Here is an 11,973-nt window from a genome sequence, read left to right as displayed (position 1 = left end):
AACAATAGAACAAGATGCAGAAGCTGGTTGCCATCAAGGGCATGAACGACATTCTTCCGCCCGATTCGGCGCGCTGGGAATGGCTGGAGGACAAGGTGCGCACCCTCATGGCGCGCTACGCTTATCGCAACATCCGCACGCCCATCGTCGAGCCTACGCCGCTGTTCGTGCGCGGTCTGGGCGAAGTCACCGACATCGTCGAGAAGGAGATGTACTCCTTCGAGGACCGGCTCAACGGTGAACAGCTGACGCTGCGCCCCGAGGCAACGGCGGGGGTGGTGCGTGCGGTGGTAGAGCATTCCATGCTCTACGACGGCGGCAAGCGCCTGTACTACATGGGGCCGATGTTCCGGCATGAACGGCCACAGCGCGGCCGCTACCGCCAGTTCCACCAGATCGGTGCCGAGGCGCTGGGCTTTCCCGGCGCGGAAGCCGATGCCGAGATCATTCTGCTGGCGCATGCGCTGTGGGCGGAACTGGGGCTGGAGAACGTGCGGCTGGAATTGAACAGCCTGGGGCAGCCTGACGAGCGCCGCGCCCACCGCGCGGCGCTGATCGCATACCTGGAGCAGCACATGGATGTGCTCGACGAGGATGCGCGCCGCCGCCTGCACAGCAATCCGCTGCGCATTCTCGACACCAAGAACCCCGCGATGCAGGCGCTGGTGGAAGGCGCCCCGCGGCTCATCGACTTTCTAGGCGAGGCGTCGCTGCAGCATTTCGAGACCGTCAAGGCGATCCTGGATGCCAACGGCGTGGCCTGGAGCCTCAATCCCCGCCTGGTCCGCGGGATGGACTATTACAACCTCACGGTATTCGAGTTCGTGACGGACCAACTGGGCTCGCAGGGCACGATCTGCGGTGGGGGCCGTTACGACTACCTGATCGAGCAGATCGGCGGCAAGTCCGCTCCGGCCGTGGGCTGGGCGCTGGGGGTGGAGCGCGTGCTGGAGTTGCTCAAGGAGCAGGAGGCGCAAGTGGCCCGACCAGCTGCCGATGCCTATGCCGTAGTGCCCGACGCGTCAGCCCTGCCGGTGGTCATGGCTACCTTGCAGCGGCTGCGTGCGCAGGGGGTGTCGGTGCAGATGCACAGCTCCACCGCCGCAGGCGAGGGCATGGGCAGCATGAAATCCCAGTTCAAGAAGGCGGACGCCAGCGGCGCACGCTATGCACTGGTCTTCGGCGCCGACGAACTGGCCCGCGGGGCCGTGACCGTCAAGCCGCTGCGGGATAGCGGCGAGCAGGCGGAGCGCCCGCTGGCGGCGCTGGCCGAATGGGCGGCCACCCTACAATCCTCGCGCTGAACGGAACCACAACATGGCCAACAACTTCGACCTTCAAGAACAAGAACAGCTTGAGCAGATCAAGCACTTCTGGAACACGTGGGGCACGCCCATCACCTGGGTGTTGATTGTCATCATGGGGGGGCTTGCTGCCTGGAACGGCTACCGGCTGTGGCAGGGCCGCCAGGCCCAGCAGGCGACGGCACTGGCCGAGGCCGTGGAAATGGCCGTGCAGGCGGGTGACCTTGCGCGCGTGGAGCAAGCCGTGGGCGACTTGAAGTCGAGTTACGGCGGCACCGCGCAGGCGTGGCAGGCAGGCCTTCTGGCTGCCAAAGCGCTGGCCGACGCTGGCAAGTGGGATGCCGCCAAAAGTACGTTGGCTTGGGTGGCCGAGAAAGCGTCTGATGAGGGTTACCAGGCCTTGGCCCGGCTGCGCCTGGCCAGCGTCCTGATCGAGCAAAAGGCCTACGACGAGGCCTCGGCGCAGCTGTCGGGGAAATTCCCCGCAGAGTTTGCTGCTACGGTCGCGGATCGCAAGGGTGATGTGTTCGCGTTGCAGGGCAAGAAGCAGGAAGCCATCGCCGAGTACCGCCGTGCCTACCAGGCTTTTGACGAGCGTGTGGAATACCGCCGCCTGGTGGAAGCCAAGCTCAACGCTTTGGGCGCACAGGTGGAGACGGTAGCCTCCGCTACGTCGGGGGGCGTGCAATGAGCCAGGCACGTAGTCATGCCATGAGGGCGCTGACCGGCGCCTCTTTGCTGGTGAGCCTGCTGGTGATGGGAGGTTGCTCGTTGTGGGGCGGCACGCCGAAGCCGAAGGCGGCGGAGCTCGGTCCCAACGTCCCTGTGCTGGGAGTGCGTCAGGCGTGGGTGTCCCAGATTGGGGAACAGGAAGGCCTTGAACTCGACATGCACGTGGAGGGCAGCGTGGTGACGGTGGCCTCTGCCAATGGCGATGTGGCGGCCATCGATGCACGCACGGGGGGCGACGTATGGCGCACGCGCCTCAACCAGCCGCTTGCCTCGGGCGTGGGAAGTGATGGACGCTGGACGGCGGTGGTGTCGAAGGGCAATCAAGTTATCGCACTGGACGGCGGTCGGGAGATCTGGCGCAAGCCATTGCCCGCCCAGGCTTATACGGCGCCGTTGGTCGCGGGCAAGCGCATCTTCGTGCTGGCGGCGGATCGCTCCATTTCCGCCTTCGACGCGGCGACTGGCTACCGGCTCTGGAGCCAGCAGCGGCCGGGTGAGCCCCTGGTCCTGCGCCAGGGCGGTGTGCTGATGGCCGTGGGTGACACCCTGGTTGCGGGGCTGTCCGGCCGTCTGGTCGGCTTCAATCCCGACAACGGCGTGGTGCGCTGGGAGGCGCCCTTGGCCAGTCCGCGCGGCACCAATGACGTCGAGCGGCTGGTGGAGATCGTTGGCCGTACGAGCCGTGTGGGCGACAGCCTGTGCGCGCGGGCTTTCCAGGCTTCGGTGGGCTGTATCGATGCATCCCGGGGGGCGGTCTCGTGGACGCAGCCCGCCAGCGGCGGCGTGGGCATCCACGGGGATGACACCATGCTGTTCGGCACGGAAAGCAACGGAACAGTGATTGCATGGCGGCGCACCGATGGGTCCCGTGCCTGGACATCGGACAGGTTGCAGTTCCGCAAGCTCACAGCGCCCTTGGTGCTGGGGCGTTCGGTCGTAGTGGGTGACGATACAGGGCTGGTGCACCTGCTGTCCCGTGAGGACGCCGCACCGCTCAACCGCCTGACGACCGATGGCTCGGCCATTGCGGCGGCCCCGGCGGTGGCGGGCGACACCTTGGTGGTGGTGACGCGCAAGGGCGGCGTCTACGGCTTCCGTCCGGACTGATAGGGATATAGGACACAGGATGAAGCCTGTCATCGCTTTGGTGGGGCGGCCCAATGTGGGCAAGTCCACCTTGTTCAACCGTTTGACCAAGTCACGCGATGCGATCGTAGCCGACTTTGCCGGCCTCACGCGTGATCGCCACTATGGCAATGGGAGACAGGGCAAGCACGAGTACATCGTCATCGACACCGGGGGGTTCGAGCCCGATGCCTCCAGCGGCATCTACCGTGAGATGGCCAGGCAGACCCAGCAGGCCGTGGCGGAGGCCGATGTCGTGGTTTTTGTCGTGGACGTACGCGGCGGACTGTCCGCCCAGGACCACGACATTGCCAACTACCTTCGCCGCCTGGGCAAACCCTGCGTGTTGGCTGGCAACAAGGCCGAAGGCATGCAGGACAGCATGCATCTGGCCGAGTTCTATGAGTTGGGCTTGGGAGAGGTGCACCCCGTATCGGCGGCGCACGGCCAGGGTGTGCGCAGCCTGGTGGATCTCGCGCTGAAGCCGCTCGCGTTGCCCGAGATTGAGGAGGAGGATGCGGCGGCCGAGAAGAATGTCATCCGTCTTGCAGTGGCAGGGCGCCCCAACGTGGGCAAGTCCACACTGATCAATACCTGGCTGGGCGAAGAGCGTCTGGTGGCTTTCGACATGCCCGGCACCACGCGCGATGCCATATCGGTGCCTTTCGAGCGCAACGGCCAGAAGTTCGAATTGATCGACACAGCGGGCCTGCGACGCAAAGGCAAGGTGTTTGAAGCGATCGAGAAATTCTCGGTCGTGAAGACCCTGCAGGCCATCGAGTCAGCCAATGTCGTGCTGCTGCTGCTGGACGCCACGCAAGGAGTGACGGACCAGGACGCACATATTGCCGGCTACATCCTGGAGAGTGGTCGCGCCGTGGTGATCGCAGTGAACAAATGGGATGCGGTGGACGACTATGGCCGGCAGCAGCTGGAGCGTTCCATCGAAACGCGTCTGTCGTTTCTAAAGTTCGCGCCGTTGCACTTCATCTCTGCGAAGAAGCGGCAGGGCATCGGGCCGCTCTGGTCATCCATCATTCAGGCGTACAAATCTGCCAACCGCAAGATGCCTACGCCGGTGTTGACGCGCCTGCTGCAGGAGGCGGTGCAGTTCCAAAGCCCCAAGCGCTCGGGTATGTTCCGGCCCAAGATGCGCTATGCGCACCAGGGCGGCATGAATCCGCCGGTGATCGTGATCCACGGGAATTCGCTGGAGCATGTCACGGACGCCTACAAACGCTTTCTTGAGGCGCGTTTTCGCAAAGAATTTGACCTCGTCGGTACCCCGCTGCGTATCGAAATGAAAACCTCCAGCAATCCTTATACGGACAAGCAGAACTCCTGAGCCCCTGGACGGCGTATGGCCGTCTGGCTGTGGTAAGGTGCTGGTTTACAACAACATTTTTGAACACGGAGAATATCGTGAGCAATAAAGGTCAGCTTCTTCAAGACCCCTTCCTGAACGCCTTGCGTCGGGAGCATGTGCCGGTTTCGATCTATTTGGTGAACGGCATCAAACTGCAGGGTCAAATCGAATCCTTCGATCAATACGTCGTGCTGCTGCGCAATACCGTGACGCAGATGGTGTACAAGCACGCCATTTCCACGATCGTGCCTGGTCGTGCCGTCAACTTCTCGACTGCGGAACCCGCCGCCGACGGGGACAACCAGTAAGCCCCTGCGGCAGTTCAAGGCTGCGCCACGGCGCAAGCATTGCGCATCCCAGGGCACGCAGCCTTGAGTTCCCATTCTTCTCCTGACACAAAATCCACGCCTGTTCTATTGGTAGGCGTGGATTTTGGTTTGCCCCATTTCGATGCCGAACTCGAAGAGCTTGGCTTATTGGCCCAGACTGCAGGCTTGAATCCTGTCGCGCGGCTGACGTGCAAGCGAAAGACGCCTGATGCGGCGCTGTTCGTGGGTAGCGGCAAAGCGGATGAGATCCGCACTCTGGCGCAGATGCATGGCGCGAAGGAGGTGCTGTTCGACCAGGCGCTGAGTCCGGCGCAGCAGCGGAATCTGGAGCGAAGCCTGGAATTGCCCGTCAATGATCGCACGCTGCTCATTCTGGAAATCTTTGCCCAGCGCGCCCGCAGCCACGAGGGCAAGCTGCAGGTGGAGTTGGCCCGTTTGCAGTACTTGAGCACTCGACTTGTGCGGCGCTGGTCGCACTTGGAGCGTCAACGCGGGGGGATTGGCACACGGGGCGGACCGGGTGAAACACAAATTGAGCTCGACCGTCGCATGATCAGCGAAGCCATCAAGCGCACGCGGGAGCGCCTGGTCAAGGTCAAGCGCCAACGGGCGACCCAGCGGCGGCAGCGGCAGCGGCGCGATACATTCAATATCTCGCTGGTGGGCTACACGAACGCGGGCAAATCCACCTTGTTCAATGCACTGGTGAAGGCGCGAGCCTACGCAGCGGACCAACTGTTCGCCACGCTGGACACCACCACGCGTCATCTTTATTTGGGCGAAGCCGCGGGTTCGGTGTCACTGTCCGATACGGTGGGCTTCATTCGTGATCTGCCGCACGGGCTGGTGGATGCGTTTCAGGCCACGTTGCAGGAGGCAGTGGACGCGGATCTGCTCCTGCATGTGGTCGATGCAGCCAACCCCGCCTTTCCCGAGCAGATTGCACAGGTGCAACTGGTTCTTGGTGAGATTGGCGCCGCCGATATTCCACAACTCTTGGTATTCAACAAATTGGATGCCCTCACGCCCGAAGTGCGTCCTAACGTGCGGCAAGATACCTATGAACTGGATGGGCGGCCTGTACCGCGGATTTTTGTCAGTGCCGTCCTTGGCGAAGGGGTGGCTGACTTGCGGCAGCTATTGGCAGACATGGTTCAGAAGTCACTTTCGTCAGGCATGCCCCCTGTGACGGCGGCTGAATTGAAGGGCGAGTGGGACTGATTGGGCACAATGCTGGTGTTCTATTGCTATTGAGAGTACGAGAATTCGCGCATGAACCTTCTTAACCGGGCCTCTCGCTGGGCCGTGCTGCCTGAGCGTATTCGGGGGATGTTCAATCTCAACGATCCTCGTTGGGGCCGTGGGGACGATAAGGGCGAGGGTGGACAGCGCCCTGATTCGGAGCGCCCTTCTCCGGATAACTCACAGCGTCCACGTGGACGTGACCAGAATCCTTCGGGACAGCCGCCGGACCTGGATGAGTTGTGGCGTGATCTGAACCGCAAGCTGGGTGGGTTGTTTGGCGGCGGCGGGTCGCGTGGTCCCGCTTCTGGTGGCGGCAATGGTGGTTTCCAGCCAGACATGAAGAACGCGGGAGTTGGCGTGGGATTGATCGCCGCCATAGCGGTGCTGATCTGGCTGGGCACTGGCTTTTTCATCGTGCAAGAAGGCCAGCAAGCGGTGATCACCCAGTTCGGCAAGTACAAGAGCACGGTCAACGCCGGCTTCAATTGGCGTCTGCCTTACCCCATTCAGCGCCATGAACTGGTGTTCGTGACCCAGATCCGGTCCGCTGATGTGGGGCGGGATAGCGTCATCAAGAGCACGGGACTGCGTGAGTCCGCCATGCTGACCGAAGACGAGAACATCGTCGAAATCAAGTTCGCAGTGCAATATCGTTTGAATGACGCGCGTGCGTGGCTGTTCGAGAGCCGCAACCCGGCCGAAGCCGTGGTTCAGGCGGCAGAGACGGCGGTGCGCGAAGTCGTGGGCAAAATGCGCATGGATACCGCCTTGGCGGAAGAGCGGGACCAGATTGCTCCGCGCGTGCGCAATCTGATGCAGACCATCCTGGACCGATACAAGGTCGGCGTGGAAGTCGTTGGCATCAACCTGCAGCAAGGGGGGGTGCGCCCTCCTGAGCAAGTACAGGCGGCTTTTGATGACGTACTCAAGGCGGGCCAGGAGCGGGAGCGCGCTAAGAACGAAGCCCAGGCTTATGCCAATGATGTGGTTCCGCGTGCCACGGGGACGGCGTCCCGCTTGATCGAGGAGGCGGCAGCCTACAAGGCGCGCATCGTGGCGCAGGCGCAGGGTGACACACAGCGGTTCAGCGCCGTCCTTGCTGAATACCAGAAGGCGCCGCAGGTGACGCGAGACCGCATGTATCTGGAGAGCATGCAGCAGATTTACGGCAATGTGACCAAGGTACTGGTGGAGTCGCGGCAAGGATCCAACTTGCTGTACCTGCCGTTGGACAAGATCATGCAGAGCGTTTCACAGCAGACTTCGGCGGCTGCGGCGACCGATACGCCGCCAGCGACAGTCCCTCCTGCCGCGACCTCTCAATTCCCCGGCGATTCTCGGTTGCGTGATGCCAACCGTTCGCGCGAACGTGAGTCCCGATAGGAGAGCCGTGTGAACAGAATCGGATTTATCGCATCGACAGTTCTGTTGTTGCTGGCATTGTTCAGCTCGATGGTGTTCGTCGTCGACCAACGCCAGTTTGGCGTGGTGTACGCGTTGGGGCAGATCAAGGAAGTCATCACGGAACCAGGCTTGAATTTCAAGCTACCCCCACCTTTCCAAAACGTTCGCTACATCGACAAGCGTCTGCTCACGCTGGACAGTTCAGACACCGAGTCGATGCTGACAGCCGAGAAGCAGCGCGTGGTGATCGATTGGTATGTGCGCTGGCGCATTACCGACCCATCCGAGTACATCCGCAATGTGGGACTGGACGAGAACGCAGGTGCACTGCAGCTCAATCGGGTGGTCCGCAATGCATTTCAGGAAGAAGTCAACCGTCGCACCGTCAAGGAGCTGCTGTCGCTCAAGCGCGATGCGCTGATGTCCGACGTGAAACGGGAAGTGCTGGAGGCTGTCCGCGGCTCTAAGCCTTGGGGTGTCGATGTCGTGGACGTGCGCATCACGCGGGTCGACTACGTAGAAGCGATCACGGAGTCCGTCTATCGACGCATGGAAGCGGAACGCAAGCGCGTTGCGAATGAACTGCGCTCCACGGGCGCGGCGGAGGGGGAGAAGATTCGCGCAGACGCAGACCGGCAGCGCGAGATCACCATTGCCAATGCCTACCGCGACGCACAGAAGATCAAGGGCGAGGGTGATGCGGAAGCTGCGCGTCTGTATGCGGAGGCATTCGGCCGTGATCCACAATTTGCACAGTTCTACCGGAGTCTCGAAGCTTACAAGGCGAGCTTCAACCGCAAGGGCGATGTCATGGTGCTGGATCCGGCGAACACTGAATTTTTCAAGGTATTCAGAGGCGGGACGGGTAACGCATCTGCGACCCCCCGCCGCTGATGAGCGACTGATGGCGGTGGTCGGCTTCCATGAACGGGTTCTGGATCGCGTTGGGTTGGGTGCTGGTCATCGAAGGGCTGCTGCCCTTCGTGTCACCTGGTGGTTGGCGCCGCATGTTCACGCAGCTTTTGCAATTGCGTGACGGCCAGATTCGATTTTGCGCGCTGCTGGGGCTGATCGCTGGCGGCGCCATTCTGCTGCTCACGTAGCCTGGCCGCTTTGGGTCCCGGGGTGGGGCTTATCCATGCCGGTAGAATCAACGTTTTAACAGCCTGCCCCATCCCATGTCTGCCTGGGTCCTGCCGGATCATATTGCCGATGTCTTGCCTTCCGAGGCGCGGCACATTGAAGAACTTCGCCGCGGACTGCTCGATACGGCACGCAGTTACGGTTATGAGTTGGTGATGCCTCCTTTGCTGGAGCATCTGGAATCACTGTTGACGGGCACTGGCGAGGCGCTGGACCTCCAAACGTTCAAATTGGTGGACCAACTCTCGGGTCGATCTCTCGGCTTGAGGGCCGATACGACCCAACAGGTCGCACGCATTGATGCGCACCTGCTCAACCGGCAGGGGGTGGCGCGTCTATGCTATTGCGGCCCAGTACTGCACACGCGTCCCGATCGTCCGCATGCCACCCGGGAGCCCTTGCAGTTTGGAGCCGAGATCTACGGTCATCCAGGTATCGAGGCGGATATCGAAGCAGTGTTGCTGTCGTTGGAGTGCTTGCGCAGTGCCCACGTACAGGAGGTGAGCGTAGATCTGGCCGACGTCCGTATCGTGCGCAGTCTGCTTGCAGGACTTCCTGTCGGTATGCATCAGCTCGCCCAAGTCCACGGTGCGCTTGCTGCCAAAGATGCCAGCGAACTGGCGTCGTTGACACGCGATTTCCCGTCTGCATCGCGGGAAGGGTTGTTGGCACTGTTGCAGCTGTATGGCGATGCAGCAGTGCTGAATGAGGCCGAAAACTTGTTGAAGCCCTTTCCTGGTGCGCGCGAGGCGCTATCAGATTTGAGGGCGATTGCGGCACGAATGGACGGTGTGCGGGTCACATTTGATCTGGCAGATCTGCGGGGTTATGCCTATTACAGCGGCGCGCGTTTTGCGATTTATGCGCAGGGCGCCAGTGATGCGCTGGTGCGAGGCGGCCGCTATGACGAGGTCGGCGCGGTCTTCGGCCGTAACAGGCCAGCCGCAGGCTTTAGCTTGGACGTGAAGCAGCTGGTGGGTGTGGTGTCGGCTCCGTCATTGCGTGCGGCCATCCGGGCGCCCTGGGGCGATGGTGGTGCGCTCAGTGCTGCCATTGCTACGTTGCGTCGTCAGGGCGAAACCGTTGTGTGTGTGCTGCCGGGGCACGGCAGCGAAGTGGACGAATTCCACTGCGATCGGGAGCTTGTCCTGGTGGATGGCAACTGGGTCGTAAAGGCGATTTGAGTTTCTTCAGTATTTGAATCGGGTTTGACATGAAAGCAAGCAAGGGTCGTAACGTTGTCGTGGTCGGCACCCAATGGGGCGATGAAGGCAAAGGCAAACTGGTTGATTGGCTGACTGAGAGCGCCCAGGGGGTGGTGCGTTTTCAGGGCGGGCACAACGCTGGTCACACGTTGGTCATCAACGGCGTCAAGACGGCGCTGCACTTGATCCCCAGCGGGATCATGCGCCCGGGTGTCAAATGCTACATCGGCAACGGCGTCGTTCTCTCGGCAGGCAAATTGTTTGAGGAGATCGAGGGGCTCGAAAAAGCGGGCGTCGAAGTGCGCTCGCGTCTGCGCGTCAGTGAAGCTTGTCCATTGATCCTGCCGTTCCATGCGGCGCTGGATGTGGCGCGTGAAGCGGCGCGTGAACACGGTGGCGCCGAGAAGATTGGTACCACGGGCCGTGGTATCGGACCGGCCTACGAGGACAAGATCGCTCGCCGCGCCCTGCGCGTACAAGACCTCAAGTATCCAGAACGCTTTGCCGCCAAGCTGCGCGAATTGCTGGCGTTGCACAACCATGTCCTCAGCACCTTCCTGGGCTCGGCCAATTTTCAGTTTGGCGATGCACTCAAGCCCTACATCACGGGCGGGCAAGTGCAGTTTGAGCCGGTCTTTGAGGAGGCCATGCGGCATGCAGAGATGCTGAAGCCCATGATGGCAGATGTCTCGCGTGAACTGAACGAAGCGCATGCCGTGGGCGCAAATCTGCTGTTTGAGGGGGCGCAGGGCACATTGCTCGATGTGGATCATGGTACCTATCCCTATGTCACGTCCAGTAACTGTGTGGCGGGTAATGCGGCAGCGGGGTCGGGTGTTGGCCCGGGGCATCTGCACTACATCTTGGGGATCACCAAGGCATATTGCACGCGTGTGGGGGGAGGGCCTTTCCCGACCGAGCTTGAATGGGAAACGCCTGGAACACCGGGTTATCACATGAGTACAGTGGGCGCCGAAAAAGGGGTGACGACTGGGCGCAGCCGTCGCTGCGGTTGGTTTGATGCCGCACTCCTCAAGCGTAGCGCGCAGGTCAATGGTCTTTCAGGGCTCTGCATCACCAAGCTGGATGTTCTGGACGGGTTGAGGGAACTGTCGCTGTGCGTGGGATACGAGTTGGACGGTGAAAGGATCGACCTTCTGCCAATGGGTGCCGAAGAAATCGCACGTTGCGTACCTATTTACGAGAATATTGCCGGTTGGACGGAATCCACCGTGGGAGTGACTCGCTATGAGGACCTGCCGTCCAATGCGCGCCGCTATCTGGAGCGTATTGAGCAAGTGACGGGGGTGCCTATCGCAATGATCTCGACCAGTCCAGACCGTGATCACACGATCTTGATGCGCCATCCCTACGCGGCGGACTGAGGGCATAGTGGGGCAGTTGGAGTGTGTCGCCCGCTGTTAAGGCGATTGTTGCTATCAATTCAGGAGTTAGTATGCTGACGGAAGACGGCAAGCATTTGTACGTAAGCTACGACGAGTATCACAACCTCATAGAGAAGCTTGCGCTAAAGGTGCATCAATCCGCATGGCAGTTCGACACGATCCTTTGTCTTGCTCGTGGCGGCTTGCGACCTGGGGACATTCTGAGCCGTATCTTTGACAAGCCCTTGGCCATCATGTCCACTAGTTCTTATAGAGCAGAAGCTGGGACAGTCAAGGGGCACTTGGACATCGCTCGCTTCATCACGACTCCCAGGGGGGAGATCGCTGGCCGCGTGCTACTTGTGGATGATCTGGCGGACTCGGGCCACACCTTGAATGCCGTGGTGGAAATGCTCAAGACCAACTACGCACCCATCACGGAGCTGCGTAGCGCGGTGATTTGGACGAAAGGGCTGTCGACTTTTGCGCCTGACTATTCGGTGGAGTTCCTTCCCACCAACCCCTGGATACATCAGCCCTTTGAGGGCTATGACAGTCTGACGCCCGAAAAACTGCTTGAAAAGTGGCAATGGTGAGTTGTTGGACAAAAGTAGGGAATTTTTTGATATACTGCGAGGCTTGCTGCACCACAGAGCTGTTCTTCTGGAAGTGATGTGGATGCAGCGAAGGGGAGTTGAAAAATTCTCTGCTTTGAGTTGATCTGGGGTTAAAAAC

Annotated in this window: 12 protein-coding genes; all 12 read left to right on the top strand. The window is 61.0% G+C overall.

The annotated features are described in order from the left end of the window. The first annotated feature begins 14 nt into the window (after window positions 1-14). The 12 genes from hisS (at window position 15) to OX89_RS12580 (ending at window position 11,834) form a co-directional block, all read left to right on the top strand. The gene (gene hisS / locus OX89_RS12635) at window positions 15-1,304 is read left to right on the top strand and encodes a histidine--tRNA ligase (RefSeq protein WP_047350862.1); all 1,290 of its coding nucleotides are present in this window, start codon (window positions 15-17) and stop codon (window positions 1,302-1,304) included. A gap of 13 nt (window positions 1,305-1,317) precedes the next feature. Then, window positions 1,318-1,995, top strand: a complete 678-nt coding sequence (locus OX89_RS12630; protein ID WP_047350861.1) for a tetratricopeptide repeat protein — start codon at window positions 1,318-1,320, stop codon at window positions 1,993-1,995. Window positions 1,996-2,015: 20 nt separating this feature from the next. After that, window positions 2,016-3,143 (top strand): outer membrane protein assembly factor BamB, encoded by a 1,128-nt coding sequence (bamB, locus tag OX89_RS12625; protein ID WP_369799290.1) that lies wholly within the window; start codon window positions 2,016-2,018, stop codon window positions 3,141-3,143. A 19-nt stretch (window positions 3,144-3,162) separates the two neighbouring features. Then, entirely contained in the window at window positions 3,163-4,506 is a 1,344-nt protein-coding gene (der, locus tag OX89_RS12620) for a ribosome biogenesis GTPase Der (protein WP_015912794.1), read from the top strand. 77 nt (window positions 4,507-4,583) lie between these two features. After that, entirely contained in the window at window positions 4,584-4,835 is a 252-nt protein-coding gene (hfq, locus tag OX89_RS12615) for an RNA chaperone Hfq (protein ID WP_011804607.1), read from the top strand. A 63-nt stretch (window positions 4,836-4,898) separates the two neighbouring features. Beyond that, window positions 4,899-6,077 (top strand): GTPase HflX, encoded by a 1,179-nt coding sequence (gene hflX, locus OX89_RS12610; protein WP_047350859.1) that lies wholly within the window; start codon window positions 4,899-4,901, stop codon window positions 6,075-6,077. A gap of 51 nt (window positions 6,078-6,128) precedes the next feature. Next, window positions 6,129-7,484, top strand: a complete 1,356-nt coding sequence (hflK, locus tag OX89_RS12605; RefSeq protein WP_011804609.1) for an FtsH protease activity modulator HflK — start codon at window positions 6,129-6,131, stop codon at window positions 7,482-7,484. Window positions 7,485-7,493: 9 nt separating this feature from the next. Then, window positions 7,494-8,399 carry a protease modulator HflC gene (gene hflC / locus OX89_RS12600; RefSeq protein WP_011804610.1) on the top strand — a complete coding sequence of 302 codons (906 nt, stop codon included), beginning with the start codon at window positions 7,494-7,496 and terminating at the stop codon, window positions 8,397-8,399. 29 nt (window positions 8,400-8,428) lie between these two features. Next, a complete protein-coding gene (locus tag OX89_RS12595) occupies window positions 8,429-8,608 on the top strand; it encodes a DUF2065 domain-containing protein (protein ID WP_011804611.1) in 180 nt (59 codons plus the stop codon). Window positions 8,609-8,683: 75 nt separating this feature from the next. Further along, window positions 8,684-9,832, top strand: a complete 1,149-nt coding sequence (locus OX89_RS12590; protein ID WP_011804612.1) for an ATP phosphoribosyltransferase regulatory subunit — start codon at window positions 8,684-8,686, stop codon at window positions 9,830-9,832. Window positions 9,833-9,861: 29 nt separating this feature from the next. Next, entirely contained in the window at window positions 9,862-11,238 is a 1,377-nt protein-coding gene (locus OX89_RS12585) for an adenylosuccinate synthase (protein ID WP_047350858.1), read from the top strand. A gap of 71 nt (window positions 11,239-11,309) precedes the next feature. Continuing rightward, complete coding sequence (locus tag OX89_RS12580) at window positions 11,310-11,834, top strand: phosphoribosyltransferase (protein WP_047350857.1); 525 nt, start codon at window positions 11,310-11,312, stop codon at window positions 11,832-11,834. The last annotated feature ends 139 nt before the right edge of the window (window positions 11,835-11,973 follow it).

This window comes from Diaphorobacter sp. J5-51 (assembly GCF_001023515.1).
In the GTDB taxonomy this organism is placed as follows: Bacteria; Pseudomonadota; Gammaproteobacteria; order Burkholderiales; family Burkholderiaceae_C; genus Diaphorobacter; species Diaphorobacter nitroreducens.
This window is presented reverse-complemented; position numbering and strand designations above follow the sequence as displayed.

Coding starts and splice junctions, on each gene's coding strand:
- hisS (WP_047350862.1), top strand. CDS start 15: ATGCAGAAGCTGGTTGCCATCAAGGGCATGAACGACATTCTTCCGCCC.
- OX89_RS12630 (WP_047350861.1), top strand. CDS start 1,318: ATGGCCAACAACTTCGACCTTCAAGAACAAGAACAGCTTGAGCAGATC.
- bamB (WP_369799290.1), top strand. CDS start 2,016: ATGAGGGCGCTGACCGGCGCCTCTTTGCTGGTGAGCCTGCTGGTGATG.
- der (WP_015912794.1), top strand. CDS start 3,163: ATGAAGCCTGTCATCGCTTTGGTGGGGCGGCCCAATGTGGGCAAGTCC.
- hflK (WP_011804609.1), top strand. CDS start 6,129: ATGAACCTTCTTAACCGGGCCTCTCGCTGGGCCGTGCTGCCTGAGCGT.
- OX89_RS12595 (WP_011804611.1), top strand. CDS start 8,429: ATGAACGGGTTCTGGATCGCGTTGGGTTGGGTGCTGGTCATCGAAGGG.
- OX89_RS12590 (WP_011804612.1), top strand. CDS start 8,684: ATGTCTGCCTGGGTCCTGCCGGATCATATTGCCGATGTCTTGCCTTCC.
- OX89_RS12585 (WP_047350858.1), top strand. CDS start 9,862: ATGAAAGCAAGCAAGGGTCGTAACGTTGTCGTGGTCGGCACCCAATGG.
- OX89_RS12580 (WP_047350857.1), top strand. CDS start 11,310: ATGCTGACGGAAGACGGCAAGCATTTGTACGTAAGCTACGACGAGTAT.